Below are 21,037 nucleotides of genomic sequence, written 5' to 3'. Positions count from 1 at the left end.
TGTGTGCGGCGTGTTTGGCGCTCCCTGTCCTTGCTCAAGAATCGCCCAAGACTTGGTCCGCCAGGGAGACACGCCTAGCCAATGAGTATCTTTCCCTGCTGGTCGGGCAGCCGGAATACGGTCGCGTGGTGGATCTGCTGTGGGCTCTTTATGAGAAGCATGGGGAGACTCCACTGCTGCTGGAAAACATTTCCGCCCAAGCTGAAAAAACGCCTCACCCTACCGTCCTGCTGGTGCAGGGGCATTTGTTTCGGCGGGCAGGTGAGCTTAAAAAGGCTGCCGCCTTGTATGATGAAGTCTTGAAAGCGCAGCCGCAAAATGGGATCGCCTTGCGAGCGCGGGCTGAAATGGCGCGTGAACTGGCAGATCCCGCCTTGGCGTATACCTTGTTGCAGCGGTGGGTGGAAAGCCTCACCGCAGAGGATGCTTCCAAACCCCAGGCCTACATCGAAGTCGGCACGCAGGCTTTAGCGGCGGGTCGTCGCGAAGAAGCTGCCGAGGCCTGGGAGAAAGCCGTGCGCTTAAAACCTAGCGATGCGAATCTGGCCCGGCAAGTGGCAGAACTGCTGCTGCGCGCTGGTTTCCCCGATCGGGCGGCCACATTTTACAGCACATTGGCTGAGCAAGGAGACCCGGCCAAGCGCCTGGATGCTCTGTATGATCTGGCCCGCATTCTGGAACAAGCGGACCAATTTGCCCAAGCGGACGCTGCTTTGCTCAAAGGGCTAGCCCTCCTGGATTTCCATGATGGACGTTACGCAGAGTTCTTTCGGCGACGCGTGCGGCTGCATGAGCGTTTTGGCAATTTGGATGATCTTCGCCAACAATTAAAAACGGAGGCTAACCGAAAGCCTGTCAGTGAAGCAGCTTGGAGGAACTTAGCGCAGTTTTACGAGATCACGGTGGATCTGGATGAGCAACTCGGTGCCCTTCGCACCCTGGTCAAGGAAGTGCCGCAGGTGGCAGATTACCGCTGGGAACTGGTGCGCGCACTTCTGGATCACGATGGGGCGGCTGAGGCGGCCGCTTTGCTGGATGAACGCATGAAGGGGGATGGCAGTGACCTGCCTGCCATTGTGTTTTTGCGGTGTGAGGCGGACCTGCGTCAGGGGAAACCGGCAGAAGCGACGGCGAGATTGCAACAGTTGTTAGGCGCTCAGGGGCAGGCGCAAGAGGTGGAAAAACAGGCGCTGAATTTTGCACAAACCCGGGCGCTGGATGCCGTTATTGAGATGATCCTGAAAGCCCGCGTGGCGCGTGATCCATCGAAGGCTGAAGCGGTGTTTGAACTCGCGGGTTTTCATCGTGCCCGCAAAGAGACGGCCAAGTCGGAAGCTCTGCTGCGTCAATTCACCAGCCAAGCGAACAATGACCAGGAAAAACAGCGTCGGCTGAATGATGCTGCTGCTTTCCTGGCCTCAGGTAGTGACCTGGACAGCGCCATCATGCTGGCGCGTGAGGCCGCAGGTAAGCCGGGAGCAGGCCGTGAGGAATGGCTGCGCCTGGCAGATCTTTTGTCGGAACATGGAGAAGCGGAAGAGGCCGCAACCCTGCTGGAAAAAGCGTGGCAGGCCAGCACCAGTGACGAAGATCGCCTGGATGTGGATGAGCGCCTGTTCTCCGTTCTGATGGGCGAGCAAAAAGCGGAGGTACGTTTGGTCCAGGGCACGGCGGGGGATTTTAAGTTGCCCGATGCATTTACGGGCAAAGGCTTTGCCAGCGCGACGACCGAGGAGAAAAAAGATAACCCCATGCCTGAAGCAGTCATGGACATGGCCAAACGATTTTTTGGTCACGTGACCTCAGGAGAGGTGCCCGCCAAGTCCGGCGGAAATCCACTGCCGACAAAGGTGCTTCGAGATGAAGAAGTCTTTCGTGCAGCCTGGTGGGCTCTTCGCACAGAGAATCTTACAGAAGCGTATGCCTTCCTCGAACGCCTACAGATAGATCCAGCCACAGGTCGCATTCGCGAGCTTTCGCTTGAGGCCGAAAAGCTTCTCTTGGACCTGGCGATGACGGATAAGAACAACGCCCTGGCCATGCGGGTGCTGCGGCGTCTTTTGCAGAAGGATGCCGCTGGCAAAGTTCGTTATACCTTGCGCCTGAGTGAGCTCCTCATGGAGGCGGAACAGACGGGGGTAGCAGCGTCTCAAAACACCCGTTGGATCCCCAGCGGCCCCGTTCTACCCCCAGCGACTCAGGCTATGAAGCTGCTGGAGGACGCCTACCGGGAAATGCCGGAATCGGACCAATTGCTTTCCGCTTTGACCCAGACTTACACCATTCAGCGCCGCCTGGATGATGCGCTGAAACTTTGGAAAGAGGCCGTTAAAAAGGCCAGCGGCACCGCCGCCATTCCTTTGTTGGAAAGATACAGCGAGCTGCTCCTGCGCCAGAAAAAACTCGAGGAGTATGTGCAGGTTCACATTGAAATTGTTGAACGTGAGACGGACGTTAAGCGCCGCCGGGAAGCCTTTCGGCGTTTTGCGGATCGTTTGTTATGGTCGGCGGAGGGTGGAGAACTGCCGGTAGAGATGACCAAAGAACGTCTGCAACTGCTCCAAAAGGCTCTCACGGAGCAAACGCGCAAACATCCTTTTGATGGCTTTTACCATGAAGCCTTAGCACTGGTGTATGAGCGGGATGGGGATGATGCCCGGGCTTTCCAAGCCATGCGGCAGGCTTATTACACCTCGCCAGAAACACCGTTTTCGTTAGGCCAATTGCGTGAGGCGGCTCTGCGTGTTTCGGACTTGAAGGCCGCTATCTATTTTCAGAAACAAATCGCCGCCACAGCTCCGGCTGCCGAACTCGCTGCCGAGTCCCGCCGATTGGTCGAATTGCTGGAGCAGACCTTTCAAATTGCGGAGGCAGATCGAGTGCGACGGCGTTTGGAAAGTCGGTTTTCTCAAGATGCGGCGGCGTTAGAAAACTTGGCGGAGCACTACAAGTCCACCGGCCAGGATGAGGCTGAGCGACGGGTCTATGAGCAGGTGGCGCGCGTAAGACCGTGGGATGCACGTTCGCGTCTTCGCATTGCATTGAAAAGCCTGCGGCTGGCGGATGAAGCAGCCGCGGCGAAGGACCTGCAGGAGATTTTATCAAAGACGGTTTCTCTGGCTTATGCAGCCGCAGGGACAAGCCCCGAAAGGCTGCCGCTACCGCTTTCAGATCTGCGTAAAACGGGCGCTGCAGGACCTGTGACGGAGATCACAGGGCTGCTGGATACGGTGCCAGGACTGGATACCCCTGAGTTAGGACGGCTGCGGGCTTACTTGAACCTGCCAAGGCCTGAATTCATGGAACTGCCAGAGCCCGTTGAACTGGTGCGGCTACGGGCCATTGAGGAGTTGGGTCGGCTGATCGCTCGCCAGAAAGATGAAGCTGCATTGCAGGACTGGGTGAAGGAATGGAGCCAGCCCACCCGGGTGCCGATCGAACGCCTGTGGGCCTACTACTATGCCGGGGCTGGCCCAGAGTTTCGTGCATTGCTACGCCTGATTTTCAAAGACACGCCCACATTAGAATCACGCTTTGCCCTGCTGTGGCTGACTCTTCGATCCCATGGCATGGAAGATGCCGTGACCTGGACCCGCCAGGGAGGACTTGCGGGTCCAGCGATGGATGAGCGCAAGCGTTTGTTGTTGGCGGTGGTGGCCATGCTGGGGGATCTGGACTCGTTCCGCTTTGACAAAGGTGAGCTCGCCTCGCTAGGGGCGGCGCGCCTGCTCATGAATGCCTCCATCTTGGAGATCACTCGGGATTTGCAAGACCAGCAGCGTTATGCGGAGGCCCTGGAATTGGGAGAAAGCCTGCGGCGAAATTCGACGGCTCTGGCGGATGACTATGCCTTTTTTCTCTCACGCATTGCCGAGTCTGCAGAGCGTTGGGACCTGGCCCGTCAATATTTGGGGTTGGTTGTGCGAGGACCGGTTTTGCCAGGCACTTATCGCGGCACTTACGACCCCTATCTTTACAGCCTCAGTACGGCGAATCGCCTGGCCAGTTCAGGGCAGGAACGTGAGGAGACTCTCCGTGCCGCCTGGAAGCGACTCCAAAGTATCCCGGATTCGGCCCTGACTCGCCTGCGTAAATCCGCAGTGGCAGGCCTGGCTGGGGCGCAGGACACAGCGGCCATGGAGATGCAGAATTTTATTGGCGGTGATTTTCTCGGGGCACGTCGCATGGGGGAGACCCAGGGATTGCTGATGCCCCAGGGCTCCAGTCGCAATGAAGAGCCCATGCACCTACGGGCGCTGTGGGAGGAAACGCGGGAAATCCAGGCGAGCTTCGTCCAGCAGGGACTCGCTGGCGTGGTTCAGCAGGCCAATGAAGGACTGGCCGCCACTTGGGGATCGGTGGGGCTGAGCTCTCGAAGTGGCATGGAGTTTGGAGAGTGGCGGCTGGGGCACTTGACCCGTCAATTACGGGAGGTGGATTACCCCAGTCGTTTGAGAATGATCCGCGAGTATTTGGCCAGCGTGGACATGCGGCTGGAAGTCTCGGTGGATACGCTGAGCGAGCTCGGGGGGCGTTTGGAGTCCCAAGGAATGGCGCGTGAAGCCATCGATGTTTATCGCCTGCTGCCTGACCGCGCACCGGCGAACCCTGAGTATGCGCAATGGCTGATCCGGGCCAGCGAATCCGCCCGCGAAACCCAAATGGGGTTGAAGTTCACGCTGCAACTGCTGCTGGCAGAGCCACCGATGAAACCGCCACAGCCGGGCAATGAAGTGCTGCGGGAAAAACACGCTTACTTTTTAGCGCAGGATTTCGATGTCGCTGAATTGCACCGTCGTGGCTTTTTGCCAGAGGTCACTCGTGTCTTGCAAGGGCGCATCCCACCAGAAGTGCCTTACCTGCGCGAGTTAGCCTTGTTGCATGAGCGGTTAGGCCAGGACAAAGAAGCGCTCGCCGCCTGGGATCGCCTGCATCTGGCTTTTTCCACCAATGCGGAAAGTGGTATCCTGGCCGATGCGGAAAGCTGCCTGCACCAGGCCCGTCTGCTGCAAAAGATGGGGCGTGAGAAGGCGGCACTCGAGTCACTGCGTCTTGTGCCGCTGACAGAGTCCTCTGGTGCTTTGGGAAAAGAGGTGCTGAAGCTGCGGGCGAGCCTCCTCGCGAGTCAAGGAGGCTGGGAGGAATTCAATGAGTTGATGGCCGTCGCAGTGGAAAGAAAATCGCTGGATGCCATGGCGCATCTGGCAGAGCTCTTGCGCAAAAACGGTCGCGCCACAGAGGCACTGAATTTGCTCACGCAAGGCGAGCGGCGGGTGCAGGAAAACAATGATCGTTTTTACCTGCGGTTGGAGCTGCTGAAACTTTTAGCCCATGAACCTTCGTGGACGCCCGAGCGTGGCCGTGCCCAGGTGGCCTCGCTCTTCCGTGTGCGCAGTCGTGACCGGGATACTTTGAAGCAACTGGCGGACTGGATGGGGGAACAAGCTGAGGGGGGGAATCAGAAGAACTGGATTCAACTGCTGCGTGCCGAGGCACGCGCCGGGCTGGATCGCCCACTGGCCGCGCTGGCTTTGTGCGCATTAGCAAAGGCCTTGCCAGATAAGGCTGGGGATGACATCGCTTTTGGCTGGGCGGCGGCTGGTGAGGGAGACCGCGTGTGTCTGGAACTGGGTGCGGAGGCCCTGCTAAAAGAAGGTCGAGCACGCTGGGCGTGGGATGCTTGTCAAGTGTTGCAAGAGCTGCCCACGCTGCGACTGGATGGGCGGAAACTTCCTTTGATGGTGAAGGTGGCACACGCCATGGGAGATCGTGCGATCGTGCAGGAGTTCTTTGCTGAAGTCATTCGCCGCAGTGTTCCTGGAGGTGCCCAACCTGTGGAATGGGCGCAGGCTTTTGAAGACGTGGGAGAGCCTGGACTAGCGCGGGAACTTTACCAAGAAGCCCTCAAAAAACTGGATAATACGCAGAGCCTGCAACTGGACCTCAGTGCCGCGTGGGTGCGCTTCCTCATTCGCCATCAGGAGCCTGAGCGGGCAGAGATTTATCTCATGAAGAATCATTGGTCGTTAGTGAATGATTCCGCCAATTTGATTTTTGAGCTTTACCAAGCCTGGGGTAAACTGGCATCAATAGAGGCGGAGCTGCCGAAGTTCCACCTGCCCGCAGGCGTGGAGAAGGAAGTGCTTTTTCTCAGCCGCCGTGCGCAGGGCCTACCACCCCCCACACCCCTGCCATGACGCTTCGTCTCTGTCTCCTTTTCCTCACGGCTTTGCTTGCTGCCTGCTCTTCAGCGAAGCAGGAAGCTGCGCCTCCAGTCATGTCTCAGCGCATGTCTGACCGCATCGCTTCTTCACGCAAGCGGATGCAGGACCAGAATGACCGCAGCATCTATGACAAGGCCATGCAGTCCACCATCACCCATGGCAAGGACACAGGCGGTTGGTTGGGCCGCAAAAGCTACAAGTCCAATCCTTTCTCTGGCAGCAAGGGCTACACGAATACCAAAGACTTCAAGACAGGCTACTTTTCCGGGGCCAGCAGCAAGAGTAACATGGGGCGTCAATCCTTCGCCCAAGCGGGGAAGATGTCATCCGTGGCGGATGACAGTTTCACCACCAAACAAAGTTCGTTAGGCTCTCAAAAAGCGCGAGAAGATCAGCAGATGTTTTCGGGATCGGAGGATGTCTTCAAAACAGGCTCCGCTCGGGATGCTCTGCGCAGTCAGCAAAAGAATGACCGACCCAAGTTTGTGGAGCTCGAAGAACAAAAGCGTGATCCTGCCTACACGGAGGAGCAGGTGCGTCGTTTGTTAGGCCGTTAAGGGGCGGCTCTGCTTTCGTATTCCCTCACGTGACTAGCATGCGTCGCCGCCGTCGTCGTTCACGCCCATTTTCCTGGCTGGGCCTGCTCATTCTGCTGGCTTTTGGTACCCAAATTTGGAACGAGACCAAGAAGGCACCGCCTTCCATCCCAGAGGCGAGGTCGGGCAAGGCGGCAAAGGTCTTTGAAGTGATGTATGACGCGCGCTTGATCGAGGACCGGAACAACGATGGCGATAGTTTTAAGATGACCTATCGCGGCAAGGTGCACGAATGGAGACTGTACTTTGCGGACTGTGCAGAAAAACGACGGCATGCCTACAATGGCGATCGTCTGCGAGAGCAGGGGCAGTATTTTGGCGGTCTCAGTGAGGCGCGAACTGTGGCTCTAGGGCAGCAAGCGCAGGCCTTTACGCAACAGTGGTTGGAGGAGCGCTCGTTTACAGTTTACACGAAGTGGCAAGGCGTCTTCGACAGTGGCCGCCATTATGCCTTCGTGGTGTTTCCCGATGGGGAGGATCTCTCCGCCAAGCTGGTGCGCGAGGGACTGGCCCGCATCCACACGACGGGCACCACGCTGCCCGGTGGCCGCAGCGCCGCCGAGTATGGACGCTATCTGCGTGCCCTGGAGGCGGAGGCACGGGCTGCCGGACGTGGTGGCTGGGCACGGTGATGGGATCAGTCCCGACCCACCTGCCGGATAAGCGCCTGCATCACGCCCTGGATCAGCAGTTCATTGGCAGGAATGAGGTCTGGAAAGTCAGGGTTCTCCGCTTGGAGATACGGCCGCCCGTCTTTGATGAGGAAACGCTTCAGAGTGGTTTCACCATCAATGAGCGCCGCCACGATGTCGCGCGGGCGGGGTTCTTTGGCTTCTAAGATCACCATGTCGCCATCGCAGATGTTGGCCCCGATCATGGATTCTCCACGCACTTTCAGAGCGAAGGCTTTGGCATTGCGACCTAGGCCCAGCGTATTTACATCCACTGCAATGGAGCCATCCGCCTGCTGTTCCTGGGGGCTGGCATAGCCGGCAGGAATCATCCCGTAAAGAGGGATGTCCATGATCTCGGCCCGTTCCAGATCTTCGGGAAACACCACAGCGCGGGCTTTGTGAGAGTGGCGCTGGATGACACCCTTTTTCTCCAAGGCCCGGAGGTGACTCATCGCCGCAGTCTGGCTGGAAAAACCAAAGTGCCGCTGGATGTCACGCGTGCTGGGCATGACACCGTTTTCGCGCTGGTACTGGCGCAGATAGTCCAGCAGTTCGCGCTGGCGGTCGGTGAGTTTTGTGTTTAGGTCGAACATAGGAATGTTTGTTCGCCTGAACACTCAATCCTAACAGCGCGAGACGCAAGAAGATTTCCTGGCCCTTCTTTCGCCAGGAATCTTCGGCATCTGGCACATCCGGTGCATGGATTCTTTGCACCTGTGACGTTTTGCATGAATCTTTCACCCGTGCCTGCCCTCCACCCCATCCGTTGTCTTTTCTTGCTATCGAGTGCTGCATTAAGCCTGATGGCCCAGGAACCGACGGTCCCCACAACTTTGCCTCCAAAGCCTGCTCCTGCGGCAGTGACTGCGCCTACGCCGCCAGTAGTGGTGCCCCCCGCGTCACCCGCACCGTCTGCCACGGCACCCGCGATGACTTTGGTGCCTCCTGGAAAGACGGGCGGTTTGCCCGATAATACCACGGTTCTTGCCCAGCGTGCCGCCACGGCCTTTGGCGAACAAAAGTGGGAGGAGGCCCGCGCGGCGTATGAAGAGATGCTGAAGCTGGATGAGCGCAATGCCCTGGCCTGGGCCAATCTGGGTGCTGTGGAGCAGCAGGCGGGCAAGACCAAGGAGGCCTTGGAATGCTTTGAGAAATCGGTCCTCATCAATCCTAACCTTGCGCAGTCTTGGAGCGCCTTGGGCCTCATCTATTCCTCGAATGGCGATACCTACCGCGCCATTTCTTGTTTCACCCGGGCTATTCATGAAGAGCCCGCGGATGCCCGAGCGCACAACTACTTGGCGATTGCGGCCAAAAATCTCGGCTGGATTGATGCCGCACAAAATGAACTCCAGCGCGCCATCGAGCTGAACCCTCAGTATGGCATCGCCCATTTTAATCTGGCCCTGCTTTACCTGGACCAGAAACCCCCAGCGATTGAACTGGCCAAGCGCCACTATGAAAAAGCTGTGGCTCTCGGAGTGGAAAAGGATGAGATCGTGGAGCGGAGGCTGAAGGAGTGAGTTGGGAGATCCAGCCACAACTGGATCAGCTCCGTGGAGAAGGGCTGTGGCGGGAGCTGCGGACGCTGGATTCACCGCAAGGTGCCGTGCTAGCGCATGAGGGGCGGGAGCTTCTCAATTTCTCGTCCAATGACTACCTTGGGCTCGCTGCTTCTTCGGAGCTGAAGGCGGCCTTGCAAGAGGGGGTAGAGCTTTATGGTGCCGGCTCAGGCGCATCACGTCTTGTCTGTGGCAGCCTGCGGCCCCATGCGGATCTGGAGGCCGCACTGGCGGATTTCAAAGGGGCGGAAGCCGCGCTGACTTTCTCCAGTGGTTTCGCGGTGCCCATGGGTACTCTACCTGCCTTGTTAGGCCCTGGCGATACCATCCTCATGGATAAGCTGAGCCATGCCTGTTTGGTGGATGCGGCGCGTCTCAGCGGGGCCACTTTGCGCATTTTCCCTCACAATCATCTGGGCAAGCTGGAGCGCCTTCTGCAAACCGCCACGGGCAGGGTGCTCATCATCACGGAGTCCATCTTCAGCATGGATGGGGATGCTGCCCCGCTGCGTGAAATCGTGGAGCTGAAAGATCGCTACGGCGCGTGGTTGCTGGTGGATGAAGCGCACGCCGTCGGTGTTCTCGGCCCACAGGGCAGGGGGCTCGCCGCTGCTTTAGGTTTGGAAGGGCGCATCGAATTACAAATGGGCACGCTCAGTAAAGCCCTAGGCCTCAGTGGCGGTTATTTAGCTGCTTCTCGGCAGGTGATTGATCTGCTGATCAATCGTGCCCGCAGTTTTATCTACACCACCGCCGCCTTGCCAGCCGTGGCCCATGCCGCACTCCGTGCTCTGGAGCTTATTCGCAGTGCCGAGGGGGATCGCCTGCGCAGCGTGCTTCATGCACATGCGGACGAAGTGCGCTCCGCGCTCGGGCTGGATCACACCTCCTCCAGCGCGATCCTGCCGCTGATCCTGGGAGATGAAACCACAGCCATGGCGGCAAGTGCACATCTCCGGGCAGCGGGGCTGATGGTGCCCGCCATCCGTTACCCCACCGTGGCTAGGGGCAGTGCCCGGCTGCGCATCACGCTTTCCGCAGGCCACCAGCCGGAGCAGGTGGCTCAGTTGATCCAGCAGCTTAAAAAATTAGGGCGTTGAGCCTGGCTCGCCGCGCAGAAGCTGCTTGCCATTGAAGCGTTCACCCGGGTGGAAGAGCCAGCCGGGAGAGGTGTTTTTCACCTCGTAACGCTGGAGCACAAATTCGGGTAGGGACAGGTTGCTGTTCGGGTCATACACCCGGCGTCCAGAGAAATAGCCCCAGAGACGATATTCACGATTGTGGTCGCTGCCAAAGGCAGGGCCATCCCCCTGCGGGAGCTCAGGGTAGCGGTCTGGCTGGCGCGTGATCTTCTCATTCATCATGACCAGCTTGGCCTCATGCCAGGGCTGCCCCGGCTTGCGCACGTAACCCCAGATGTGCGTGCGCTCGATGTGAAAGCGCCGGGCGATGTAGTAGTCGCCAGGAGTCTCGGCAGCGATCTCCATGCGCCGATAATCCATGAGCTGCTGCTGGCGTGGGCTGGTGGAAGAACTGCAGGCCGTGAGGGCAACAGTCAAACCCAGCAGAAAGAGGTGAGCAAGACGAGACATATGACTGCGAGAGTGAAACACGAACGCCAGCACGCAAACGAAACCTCTCAGAGAGTCTTTTTCTTGAGGGCCTCGACCTGCTTTTTAGTTGCTTCTAACTTCTTTTTCGTGGCTTCCGAGCGGAGGCGTACTTCTTCCATGCGTTTTGCAGCCTGAGCGGCGGTGCTGTTGGGGTTCGCCGGATCCGTGATCATGGGGAAGTCATCGGTGCGGAAGGGGTTTACAGGCAGGCCTTCAGCGGAATACACATTGGCCACGGGATTGTCCGCCCAGGCAAAACGCACGGCCACAGGCTTGGCCACTTGTTTGCTACTCACGGCAATCTGGTTGCCCCGTGGAGTGCGGGGGCTTTGTTTGTTGTCAGGCAGGATCACCGCATCCGCCGCCACCCATTGGCGGTCTTCACCGCAGATGGCAAAACCGCGCACTTCATCCACATCCACCACGCGCAGGCCAGACTCGGCATGGTCAAAGGTGAGGATGGCGCTACCGTCTTCAAACTTGACGTTCTTGAAGGTGGGGCTGCGGTAGGGGAGCTTGAATCCATAGTCCTTCACCAGGGCCCAGCGGGCGAGGCGTTCAGCCACGTCGCGTTTGTTTTTGGGGTGGATGTCATTGGCCTCGCCCAGGTCAGTAATCACGCATTCACCCGTGTTTGGCAGCTTGCTCATCGTCAGTGTCTGCGCCTCGCGCAGTTCAGCCCACTCACTGTCTCCAGGGGCGGTTACGTAGGCTTTGAAATCGGCCAGTTGCACCCAGTAAAAGGGGAAGTCACCTTGTTTCCACTCATTGCGCCAATGCTGGATCATGAAGGGGAAAAGATCGCGGTATTCCTTGGCGCGGCTCGCATTGCTTTCGCCCTGGTACCAAATCACACCCTTGATGCCGTAGCCGATGGTCGGGTGCAAAACACCTGCATAGAGATTGCCTGGGCGGTGTTGGCCCTTCATCGGATTTTGCGGTGGACGGGAGAGCGGGGGTGGCAGCGGTTTGCCTGCTTTAATGGCTTCCTTGCGAGCTGCGGCCCAAGCCTGTGCTTTGGCCTGATGATCAGCCACTTGTTTGTCGAAGCCTTCCTGAGTGAAGGTGGACTCGGTCTTTTGCCAGCGTTCGATGATGTCTTTAAAACGAGCGTCTTTTTCCAGCAGATCACGTTTCACCCAGGCCTCGGCGGCGCTGCCACCCCAGGCATTGTCAATCAAACCCACGGGCACACCTAGCATCTCATGCAGCACGCGGCCATAATGATAACCCACCGCGCTGAAGCTACCCACCGTTGTGGGTGAGCACTCCTCCCACTGGCCCTTGAAGTCATCCTGAATCTCCTGGGTCCCCACCTGGGGAACGGAGATGAGGCGGATGAGGGGATATTTGGCCTGGGCCATGTCCAAATCTGCCGTCCAGGTACGGTCCACCGTGAAGCCCATGTTGGACTGGCCAGAGCAGATCCAGACCTCTCCTACCAAGACGTTTTTCAGTTCTTTGGCCGTGGTGCCTTGGATGGAAAGGCTCGCGGGTTTGGCATTCGCAGGCACACCGTCCAGCTTCACGGTCCACTTGCCCTTGTCATCAGCCTTTGCCGTCTTGGTTTGGCCCGCGAATTTAACGGTGACCTCGGTTCCTGGTGTGTCCCAGCCCCAGATGGGGTTGGTCTGCTTTTGCTGCAGCACCATGTTGTCGCCAATGATGGCGGGCAGGCGCAGCTCAGCGTGTAGCGACAGCGTGGATAAGAAGAGAGAAAGACTCAGGGCAAACTTCATGGCAGAGCATGAACGTGATCACCTGAGCCTTCATTTCGAGGAAAACCTTTAGCGCGCGGCCACACCCGCAGGTTTGCGAATTTTTAGCAAAATAGGAAAGCTAGTCACCACGCCTGCACTGTCCTGTTCTGCGCGGGCGGAGGCCATGGCCACGTGGCAGAGACGATCCTGATCCGCCACCCAGTTGGAACAGCGAAAGAAGATGGGACGCTCGTTTTCCTTCGCCCGCACCTGCACGCCGTTAAGGCCGATGTCGTCAATGATGACGCCATGCGGTAGATTGTGGACATCGAAGTTGATGAGGTCGTCAAAGCTGTTTCTCTCCACTCGAATCCAGGCTTTCACCGTCTGGCCAGGAACAAGGGTGAGCTCCAAAGGCTGGGCTGTCTGAATGTCTTCCCGCTTCACGGGCTTGCCATCCACTTCGGGCTCCAGGTAAACAACGAATTTCGGCGCGGGCCCCAGGGTGAGTTTGCCAAAGTTGGGTATGTTGTGAGACACGGCTTTTCCCGCGATGTCTGCCGTGGCAGTCACCGTGACTTTGCTCCAGTCCGCATCGGCCTTGGCCGTGGGTAGAGCATGCAGACTGCCTGTGGCCAGGGTGTGACCTTCTTCAATAAGCACGGGTGACGAGGCGTAGTAACCCTCTGGCACATTAGCGATGTCCACTCGGATGGGGCCTTCAAAACCATCCTGGCGGTCTGCCTTGACGGCAAAACCGATGGAGGAGCGGGCGGGGATGGCCGTGACCTTGTTCGTATCCACCGTCAGGGTGAAATCAGGTGCGGGTTGGCGAATGATCAGTGAATACACAAAACGTTCGCCTAACAAACTTCGTGTATCGGTCACACGGATGATGTAGCGCCCATCTGCGGGTGCTGTGAAAGTGAGGCGCGAATCCCGCCCCAGCGTGCGGCTGCCTTCATCATCGTTGCTATAATTCAGGGTGAAGACCGGCAGGCCATTTGGGACCAAGGCGGTGCCAAGAGGGTGGGGGATGACGGTATAACAAGCTTCATCCAGTGCATGGCTGGTGGTGCTGGTGTCAAAGTAGGAACGGCGCTTGCCCTCGGTCGCGTAAAACAAAAAACCACTGTCTGGCCCGCGCGGCATACGGAAGGTCTTCATGATATCGCCGTTGAAATAGACGTATTCGTTGAGTTCCATTTCCTCCCAGTTTTGTAGGCGGATGTCTGGGTTGTTAGCATCCACGCTGCGGAAGTTGTTGTAGCTGTCGCGCACGGCCTGCATCAGCATGCGTGGCACGGGTTGGCCTTTGGCGTCCAGCACTTCGATCTTCGTGTCGGCAGGAGAACCTGCCATGGCAGCGAAGGTCTCAATGATCCATGACTGGCCCTTTTTTGCGTCAAAGACAAAGTGATCGGTGTCACCAAGCTGGTTCTTGGAGAGCAGCCGACCGTTCATGATACCAGGGGCGCTTATAGTTTGAGCCTTGGCGAATTCGTCATTCGGTTCTGTCTCTTCAGCCTGCGGCAGTGCCTTCACCTGCACACTCGGCATGACTCGCAAACGCACGCCCTGTGTAGGCATGGGCACGTTGAGTGATCCCAAGGCTTCGCCTTTCACCTTGATCTCAGGCACTTGATCCAAGTGATGTCCAATCAGCCGCACAGGGGTCTCTTGATTTAACGCCACGGTCAGTGGCTGCCAGCCTGTGACATAGGGCAGAGCCCCCATGGTGAGATGATAAAGGTGGCCTGCACTGCCATCCAAGGTGGTGTTGCTGACGCGAATGAGATAGTCGCCATCCTGCGGTGCTTTCCAGGCGATGAAAGGATCGCTGCCGGGGTCCAGCCCACGGTTCAGAGCGAGCACATTGAGAGAGGTATCCAGAATTTCTAAGCGCGGTGATTTGGCCGTGCTGCCGATCTGCTGAACGGCGAGATCAAAGACAAGTTCTTCCCCCGCTTTGACACGGATTTGATAGACATCTTGCTGGCCAGTTTCTACCAGCGTTCCCCAAAGACTAGAGGGGAGTCGGCTCACCTTCATAGGCCCGTTTTGAAACGTCGTGGCATTCGTCGAAATAGGGGAAAGGTCATCGGCATACACCTTCATTTTCGCCGTCTCGCCATGCGTCGTCTTAAGCCACATTTCATAAGCTCCGCGCGGGAGCGTGGCAGGGGCTGTGGCGCGGATTTGCAAATCTGTGGGCTTGAGGGAATCTGCCAGGATGACTCCCGTAATCTCTGGATGATTAAACAGAACTTGTGGGTTCGATTCGAGGTTCTTGCCCTGCACGTTCAGGGTCACTGTGCCGCCGCTTTGCAGCGCAGGCATCAGGATGCGGGTCAGCTCAGATTTGACGACCATCTTTGGTTTGGCGGCAGGCTTTGCCATCACGATGGGTTGACCCGTGACGCTGTCATACACGCCCAGGCTGCCATCGGCCCGACCGCTGAAGAGTAGCCCTTTCTCTGCAAAGGCCAGTGCGGGAGACCAGTCGGACTGTTTTTCCAGCACCTTCTTTTCAGTGAGGCTGGCGGCATCCCAGACCTTCATGGAGCGGTCTGTGGCGCTGGTGGCCAGGGTCTTTCCATCACGGGACAGGGCGAGTCCAAGGATGCCGCCTTCATGGGCATAGCGTGAAGTGGTGATGCTGTTGCTGCCTTCCTTGGCCGTGGGACTGATCTTCCAAACACGAATGCGGCTATCCATGCCGACGCCATAAAGCTGCCCGCCATCGGCGCTGAAAAGAACAGCCGTCTGTTCCTTCAAGGGTTGGGAAAGGGTATCCAGGCGAGCGCCATCGGGCATGCTCCAGAGCTTCACCGTACGGTCTGCGCTGGCGCTGGCGAGCACCTTGCCGTCTGGTCGAAAAGCCAGGCCATTGACACTGCCATTGTGACCTTTGAGGAGCTTGATTTCAGCCCCATTGGTTACATCCCAAAGTCGGATTTTTTGGTCGTAGCCTCCCGTCACCAACACTTTGCCATCAGGAGATAAAGCGAGCGAATAGCAGGCATCTGTGTGGCCCGTGAAAGTCTGTAAAGCGGTGCCGTCGGCTGTTTTCCACGCGCGCACCTCCCCGGAGATTCCGGCCTCACCACCTGCGGCATAAAGGGTCGCTCCATCGGCTGAAAAGGTGAGGGCATTTACCCGTCCTTTAAAGCCTGCCAATTTTCGAACCACCACTTTGGTGACCGGATTCACCAGTTCCACCTCACCATATCGGCCTACGGCGATGAGCTTCACCGCATCCGAAAAAGCCACTGCTTGAATGGATCTCTTTGGAGTCACCTTGGGTGCAATTTTAGGCGTGATGACTTCACGTGGTGCCGCGGGTTGCTCCGCCAAGATGGGTCCTTTGGCTCCCCCATTGATCCAGGCTTTGATGAGGGAGATATCTTCCGCCTTCAGTTTGTCGCGTTTGCCCGGAGGCATGAATTCATTCTTGCCACCTCGGCCGGAGCGGCCTTCTAGAAACTTCACCAGCAGGCTTTCTTCTGCTTTTCCAGCCACGACGGAAACTCCTTCCTCACCACCCTTCATCAGGGACGCAAAGGTGTCCAAGGCAAAGCCGCCATCGGGGTCATCTGCGCCATGGCAGTCCATGCAGTAAGCATCCCAGATCGGCAGGATTTGCTTTTCATAGGAGATGGATTCCTGAGAAAAAGCTGAAGCTAAAAAGGCAAAAACCAGCGTTGAAAGCAGCAGTTGAAAATGGAAGCGAAAGGAGAGATGTTGAGCCATGACTCTGGCTGAATTCTCACAGGTGCGTGCACTTCCAATGCGCGAAAAGCTTTTGCTCGTGGATGAAATTTGGGAATCCATGGTGGATGTTGAATCAGAACTGGAAGTTTTGGATGCTGAGAAGCGAGAGCTGAATGCCCGTTGGGAACGTTTTGAAAAAGATCCTTTGAGCGCGCTCACTTTGGAAGAATTCCAGGCTCGGATAAATGCGAAGCGCGGCTGATGAAGTTGCGCATTCTTCCTGAGGTCTTGGAGGACATCGAACAAGGGGCGGAGTGGTATGATCACTGCGGTGGCAAAACTCTTGGAGACCGTTTCCTCGCGTCGTTTTACAGCTATCTTCCGGAGATTTTGCGGGATGCTCTTATTCACAGACCCGTCTATCGTCAGTTCAGGCGTATCCTGATCAAGCCCTTCTCTTATGCGGTTTACTTCCGCATTCATGAGGAATGGGTGGTCGTGGTTTTGGTCTGGCATACGGCGAGAAATCCAACGGATTTGAAGGAGCGACTGGAAGAGCGAATTCTAGGAGCAGGGGCATCACTCAATGATTGAACAAAAACTCCTTCGAACTCATGAGGCTCCAGAACAGATCTTCGAGAGTGGCGCGGCGGTCGGTGGGAGGCGCGGTAGCGAGGAGTTCCGTGGCCTTGGTTTTCTCCGCAGCCGTGGGCTGACGTGCTAAGGCAATGAGGTAGGCGTCCTGAACCAGTTTTTCGTTAGGTTGCTTGGAATTAAGGAGCTGATCCACTCGGTTGTCCTTGGTGGCGAGTTTGTCATTCAAGGTGTCGCCATTGGCGATGTGCAGGGCCTGGGCCATGCTGGGTTCGTTCGTGCGTTCGCATTCGCATGTGGCGACGCGATCAGCACGGCCAAAGCTTTTCAGGAAGTAGCTTGCGATGTTGGAATCCGGAAGCTGCAAGGCGCGGAAGCCCATGGGGTAAGTGTCCTTGGTGCCTTTGTTTGCATTGCGCCGATCAATGTTAAAGGTCGTAGGCACCGCTGTGACCTGAGCGACTGAATCCAGCAAGATTTCAGCTTTCAGACGACGAGGGTAGAAGTGGCTGTAATAGCGGGTGTCCTTTTCATTTTGATAGATCGTCTCGCTGCTGCGCTGATAGGTCTCGCTTTGCAGGATGACTCGCATCAGGGACTTGAGATCAAACTTGTGATTAACCAAGTGGTCACAGGCAGCATCCAGGAGCTTTTCGTTGCTGGCAGGATTCGTGATGCGGATGTCATCCACAGATTCGACCAAGCCGACACCGAAGAAGTTTGCCCAGACGCGGTTGGTGATGGTCCGTTTGAAAAGTCGGTTGTCCGGGGATGTCAGCCAAGCGGCCATGGGCACCCGGCGATCTTCGGGCGCGGTCATGGAGACGGAATGCGTCACTTCTAGGGCTCTCGGCGGTTGGGGTTTGCCGGTGAGAGGCTGCACCAGATCCCCTTCGGTGGCACTGAAGACCACACGTTCATCGGCCGTGGCTCCATTCTTGGTGCGGACGCGGGAGAAGAGATTGGCAAAGGCGAAGTATTCGTCATTCGTCCATTTTTCCAAGGGGTGGTTATGACATTTGGCGCAGTTCATGGCCGTGCCAAGGAAGGCAACGGAGACGGTTTCGGAAAGGCGGGTCGGCTCGTCATGCAGCAGGAAGAAATTGCCTGCGCCATTTTCCAGCGTGCTGCCCGTGGCGGTGAGCAGGCTTTTGACCATGACATCCCAAGGGGTATTCGCGGCCACACGGCTGCGGATCCAGTGGTAGTAGGCCCACATGCCTTCGGGCGTGAGTTTGTCACTGTTCACCAGCAGCAGATCACTCCAGCGGTGTGACCAATAATCCACGAACTCTGGGCGCTTGAGCAGGGATTCGATCAGACGATCTCTTTTGTTAGGCTGGGTATCCGCCAGAAAAGCGCGAGTCTCTTCGGCGGTGGGCAGCACACCAATGGTGTCCAGGTGGGCGCGGCGGATGAATTCGCCATCCGTGCACCGCTGAGACGGTGGGATGTTCAATGCGCGTAGTTTTTCCAACACCAGCTCATCCACAAAATTCCGCTGCTTAAGCTGGGCGAAGAGTGTCTCATCCGCTGCACCTTCCTGCGGGACACTGACGATGGCGATGTCCAGTCGGCTAAGGTACCACGCACTGACGGTGCCTTCACCGGAGCCTGTGACTTTCACCAGTCCCTGATCATCCACGGTGGCCACGCTGGCGTTCACCGCATTGAACTTCGCCCAGCGGGTCACGTCCTCGCTGCGGCCATCGCTGAATTTGGCCAGCACCTTGAGCTGCTGCTGGCTGCCCGGTTTGCTGAGAACCTGCTTTGGCGAGACCTCAAGAGAGACCAAACGCGCATCTTCTTTTTTCGGGCCGGGTGCCCCATGGGCAATCCAATTTACCAAAGTTTGGTAGGCCTCGGAGTCCATCTCAAAGCGCTTGTCGCCCTTGTGAGGCACAGTTTTGATTGCCTTCAAAAGCAGCAGGCTGCGCGCGGGATCATCCCCATTGATGCGTCGGCCCATGGCCGAGTGTGTGACGGAGAGGTAATCGCCTTCATCATCAAAACCACGGAGGGAAAGCCGAAATCCCCCCTGACCCGCTGCTGCACCATGGCAAGCTCCCATGTTACAGCCAAAACGGGTCAAAATGGGCTGAACTTCATTGCGAAAGCTGGGCGCTTCGGCCTGGCAGATCAACTGTCCGCCTGGGGCGAGCAGTGACAAAAATAATAGGCGCTTCAAAAGCATAACGGAACAGTCGGAGACGGGAATGAATGAGGGCGTTCCTTGGGTTAGGCGAACAGCTCCTTGATGCTCTGCTTGCCGAAGTCCACGACGGGATACGGCCTGCCTTGGGGGCCGGGGAGTTCCGTGTGGAGGTCAATGCCAAGGCTCTCGTAGATCGTGGCGACGATCTCACCGGGGTCCACGGGACGCTCGGCAGGGTAAGCGCCGATCTCGTCGCTCTTGCCGATGACCTGGCCGCCTTTGACCCCACCGCCGGCGAAGTTGACGGTCCAGCAGTTTGGCCAATGGTCGCGACCACCTGCTGGATTGACTTTTGGCGTGCGGCCAAATTCAGCCAGGCAGGTCACCATCGTGTCATCCAGCATGCCGCGTTGGAAAAGATCCTCAATCAGTGCCGTGTAGCCCTGATCATACATGGGGGCCACGATGTCGCGCATGCCTTCGATGCTGGTGAAGGGCTTGCTGCCGTGGATGTCCCAGGTGATCTCACCAAAGACCGTGATGAAGGTATTCACCGTCACCATGCGCACGCCGCGTTCAACGAGGCGGCGGGCGAGCAGACAGCTCTGGCCAAAACGATTCAGGCCGTAGCGTTCGCGCACCTTCATGGGCTCCTTCGTCAGATCAAAGGCCTCACGTGCCTGTGAACTGGTCATGATGCGGTAGGCTGAGGCGAAGTTCGAATCCATCAGCTTGGCTTGTTCGCTAGACTCGAAGTTTTTTACCGAGCTATCCACCAGATCTCGCATCTGTCGGCGCCGCTCCAGGCGCACCTCGCCGATCTCTTTTGGGGGGAGCAAGTCAGGGACTTTGAAATCAGCCGTGGAGGGGTCGGAATTGAGGACAAAAGGATCGTAAGCCTTGCCCAAAAAGCCTGCATCCTGGCCATGCGGCATGTTGCCGCCTGTGGGCCCCATGCTCTCTGGTAAAATGACATGAGCGGGAAGGTCGGAACGGCGGCCTAACAAAAACTCCGCTGCGCAGCCCACGTGTGGAGTATTCACACCACCCGTAAAGAGGCGGCCAGTCTGCATCATCTGATGGCCCGTGTCATGTACCGCTGCCGCGTTGTGGTAACAGGAACGCACAAGGCTGAACTTATCCGCGATCTTCGCATGCATGGGCAAGATCTCCGAGACCTGAAAGGCATCGTTGTTCGTCCGGATGGGTTTGAACGGGCCTCGGATCTCACTGGGTGCATCCGGTTTCATGTCCCAAAGGTCCAGTTGGCTGGGAGCACCTAGGTTAAAGATCATGATGCAGGCGCGCTGGCTCTTTTTTGAGTCCACCTTTCCCGCTGCCTTGAGGGCCTGAAAACTGGGCAGCGTCAGCCCCAGGGCACCGAGCATGCCGACTTGTAAAAAGTCGCGCCTTGTCACACCATCGCAGGTGGTGATGGAGCCATCGCCAGAAAATTTAAACATAAGGTTAGGTCGTGTATTCCTGAGTTATACGCCACCCAGTGAAAAATATAAATGGACAATCCTGCTATGGGTTTGGGATGTTCTGATTCCCACGATCACGGGTTTTCAGGATTCGAAATGGACTAATGAACCATGGATGTGGAGGCTTCAAAAACGATCTCTCACAGGTGGGTTTACATTTGGGCGGATTGCCTTCAGACTTCCCACGCCCATGAAAATCCTCTTTTTCGCCCTCTTGTCTTTGTTAGGCAGCGCCACCGCCATCGCTCAAAGCAGCGCCCCGGCCACTCCCGCCAGTCCTAACCAAGAGGAGGTTACCCGAGACGGGCTGTGGGATGGCAAGCTGGCGGGGGGCAGTTACCTCGTGCGCTGCACCCAGATCCTAGCACTGTCCAAACACGAGTACGTGGCCGATGGCACGGCCCGTGTGGTGGAGGTAAATCTCACCATGAACTCCAACATGACCGTGCGCTTTTACTACCTCGAGCCTGTGCGCCTGGAGGGTGGTGGTGTCATCGGGGCTGGGCAGCAGGCCATTGATAAAGCGCGCGAGCTGATGAAGGACGCCGCCTCACGCGTCTCCCCCACTTTGACCACGCCCAAGGTGGTGAAAAGTTACCCCATCTCCACCCATGCGCACACCGTGGAGTTTGTCCTGCCAAGCGAGGAAAGGCTGAATTCCCTGCACGCCAGTCTCGAGCGTTCCTTCCGCACAGGTCAGGGCCGGGTGTGGCGCGAGTAG

14 protein-coding genes are annotated in these 21,037 nt (G+C 57.5%); 8 read left to right on the top strand and 6 right to left on the bottom strand.

The genetic code is table 11. From position 1 onward, the window contains the following. The first annotated feature begins 14 nt into the window (after positions 1 to 14). From HNQ64_RS21775 to HNQ64_RS21765, 3 genes are read left to right on the top strand one after another with little or no spacing between them, the layout of a single operon-like run. Positions 15 to 6,197 (top strand): tetratricopeptide repeat protein, encoded by a 6,183-nt coding sequence (locus HNQ64_RS21775; protein ID WP_184212760.1) that lies wholly within the window; start codon positions 15 to 17, stop codon positions 6,195 to 6,197. After that, on the top strand, positions 6,194 to 6,781 hold the full coding sequence (locus HNQ64_RS21770) for a hypothetical protein (RefSeq protein WP_184212759.1): 588 nt from the start codon (positions 6,194 to 6,196) through the stop codon (positions 6,779 to 6,781). Before HNQ64_RS21775 ends, HNQ64_RS21770 begins: the two co-directional genes overlap by 4 nt. A gap of 38 nt (positions 6,782 to 6,819) precedes the next feature. Continuing rightward, entirely contained in the window at positions 6,820 to 7,452 is a 633-nt protein-coding gene (locus HNQ64_RS21765) for a thermonuclease family protein (RefSeq protein ID WP_184212758.1), read from the top strand. A gap of 5 nt (positions 7,453 to 7,457) precedes the next feature. On the opposite strand, the gene lexA is transcribed toward HNQ64_RS21765, so the two are convergent. Continuing rightward, a complete protein-coding gene (gene lexA, locus HNQ64_RS21760) occupies positions 7,458 to 8,087 on the bottom strand; it encodes a transcriptional repressor LexA (RefSeq protein WP_184212757.1) in 630 nt (209 codons plus the stop codon). A gap of 135 nt (positions 8,088 to 8,222) precedes the next feature. Here lexA and HNQ64_RS21755 point away from each other — a divergent pair, with 135 nt between their 5' ends. Together HNQ64_RS21755 and bioF are read left to right on the top strand one after the other, a co-directional pair. Next, positions 8,223 to 9,017, top strand: coding sequence for a tetratricopeptide repeat protein (locus tag HNQ64_RS21755; protein WP_184212756.1), 795 nt, complete (start codon positions 8,223 to 8,225; stop codon positions 9,015 to 9,017). Beyond that, positions 9,014 to 10,156 (top strand): 8-amino-7-oxononanoate synthase, encoded by a 1,143-nt coding sequence (gene bioF, locus HNQ64_RS21750; RefSeq protein WP_184212755.1) that lies wholly within the window; start codon positions 9,014 to 9,016, stop codon positions 10,154 to 10,156. Before HNQ64_RS21755 ends, bioF begins: the two co-directional genes overlap by 4 nt. On the opposite strand, the gene HNQ64_RS21745 is transcribed toward bioF, so the two are convergent. From HNQ64_RS21745 to HNQ64_RS21735, 3 genes are read right to left on the bottom strand one after another with little or no spacing between them, the layout of a single operon-like run. Then, entirely contained in the window at positions 10,145 to 10,648 is a 504-nt protein-coding gene (locus HNQ64_RS21745) for a hypothetical protein (protein WP_184212754.1), read from the bottom strand. The two genes, bioF and HNQ64_RS21745, sit on opposite strands and share 12 nt — an antisense overlap. A 47-nt stretch (positions 10,649 to 10,695) precedes the next feature. Further along, on the bottom strand, positions 10,696 to 12,408 hold the full coding sequence (locus tag HNQ64_RS21740) for a sialate O-acetylesterase (RefSeq protein WP_184212753.1): 1,713 nt from the start codon (positions 12,406 to 12,408) through the stop codon (positions 10,696 to 10,698). 48 nt (positions 12,409 to 12,456) lie between these two features. Beyond that, positions 12,457 to 16,122 (bottom strand): c-type cytochrome domain-containing protein, encoded by a 3,666-nt coding sequence (locus HNQ64_RS21735; RefSeq protein WP_184212752.1) that lies wholly within the window; start codon positions 16,120 to 16,122, stop codon positions 12,457 to 12,459. Between HNQ64_RS21735 and HNQ64_RS21730 the strand changes: the two genes are divergently transcribed. Both HNQ64_RS21730 and HNQ64_RS21725 read left to right on the top strand, forming a co-directional pair. After that, a complete protein-coding gene (locus tag HNQ64_RS21730) occupies positions 16,121 to 16,345 on the top strand; it encodes an addiction module protein (RefSeq protein ID WP_184212751.1) in 225 nt (74 codons plus the stop codon). The genes HNQ64_RS21735 and HNQ64_RS21730 overlap by 2 nt on opposite strands. Continuing rightward, on the top strand, positions 16,345 to 16,677 hold the full coding sequence (locus HNQ64_RS21725; RefSeq protein WP_184212750.1) for a type II toxin-antitoxin system RelE/ParE family toxin: 333 nt from the start codon (positions 16,345 to 16,347) through the stop codon (positions 16,675 to 16,677). The genes HNQ64_RS21730 and HNQ64_RS21725 overlap by 1 nt, the downstream gene beginning before the upstream one ends. Here HNQ64_RS21725 and HNQ64_RS21720 read toward each other — a convergent pair. Next, a complete protein-coding gene (locus HNQ64_RS21720) occupies positions 16,667 to 18,871 on the bottom strand; it encodes a DUF1553 domain-containing protein (protein WP_184212749.1) in 2,205 nt (734 codons plus the stop codon). The genes HNQ64_RS21725 and HNQ64_RS21720 overlap by 11 nt on opposite strands. 44 nt (positions 18,872 to 18,915) lie before the next feature. After that, positions 18,916 to 20,295 carry a DUF1501 domain-containing protein gene (locus HNQ64_RS21715; protein ID WP_184212748.1) on the bottom strand — a complete coding sequence of 460 codons (1,380 nt, stop codon included), beginning with the start codon at positions 20,293 to 20,295 and terminating at the stop codon, positions 18,916 to 18,918. 211 nt (positions 20,296 to 20,506) lie between these two features. On the opposite strand from HNQ64_RS21715, the gene HNQ64_RS21710 reads away from it, so the two are divergent. Then, positions 20,507 to 21,037, top strand: coding sequence for a hypothetical protein (locus tag HNQ64_RS21710; RefSeq protein WP_184212747.1), 531 nt, complete (start codon positions 20,507 to 20,509; stop codon positions 21,035 to 21,037).

Source organism: Prosthecobacter dejongeii, from assembly GCF_014203045.1.
Taxonomy (GTDB): domain Bacteria; phylum Verrucomicrobiota; class Verrucomicrobiia; order Verrucomicrobiales; family Verrucomicrobiaceae; genus Prosthecobacter; species Prosthecobacter dejongeii.
The sequence above is the reverse complement of the archived record's forward strand: the minus strand, read 5'-3'. Positions and strand labels throughout refer to the sequence as shown.

Coding starts and splice junctions, on each gene's coding strand:
- HNQ64_RS21720 (WP_184212749.1), bottom strand. CDS start 18,871: ATGCTTTTGAAGCGCCTATTATTTTTGTCACTGCTCGCCCCAGGCGGA.
- HNQ64_RS21725 (WP_184212750.1), top strand. CDS start 16,345: ATGAAGTTGCGCATTCTTCCTGAGGTCTTGGAGGACATCGAACAAGGG.
- HNQ64_RS21765 (WP_184212758.1), top strand. CDS start 6,820: ATGCGTCGCCGCCGTCGTCGTTCACGCCCATTTTCCTGGCTGGGCCTG.
- HNQ64_RS21755 (WP_184212756.1), top strand. CDS start 8,223: ATGAATCTTTCACCCGTGCCTGCCCTCCACCCCATCCGTTGTCTTTTC.
- HNQ64_RS21745 (WP_184212754.1), bottom strand. CDS start 10,648: ATGTCTCGTCTTGCTCACCTCTTTCTGCTGGGTTTGACTGTTGCCCTC.
- HNQ64_RS21740 (WP_184212753.1), bottom strand. CDS start 12,408: ATGAAGTTTGCCCTGAGTCTTTCTCTCTTCTTATCCACGCTGTCGCTA.
- HNQ64_RS21770 (WP_184212759.1), top strand. CDS start 6,194: ATGACGCTTCGTCTCTGTCTCCTTTTCCTCACGGCTTTGCTTGCTGCC.
- HNQ64_RS21730 (WP_184212751.1), top strand. CDS start 16,121: ATGACTCTGGCTGAATTCTCACAGGTGCGTGCACTTCCAATGCGCGAA.
- HNQ64_RS21710 (WP_184212747.1), top strand. CDS start 20,507: ATGAAAATCCTCTTTTTCGCCCTCTTGTCTTTGTTAGGCAGCGCCACC.
- lexA (WP_184212757.1), bottom strand. CDS start 8,087: ATGTTCGACCTAAACACAAAACTCACCGACCGCCAGCGCGAACTGCTG.
- HNQ64_RS21735 (WP_184212752.1), bottom strand. CDS start 16,122: ATGGCTCAACATCTCTCCTTTCGCTTCCATTTTCAACTGCTGCTTTCA.
- HNQ64_RS21715 (WP_184212748.1), bottom strand. CDS start 20,295: ATGTTTAAATTTTCTGGCGATGGCTCCATCACCACCTGCGATGGTGTG.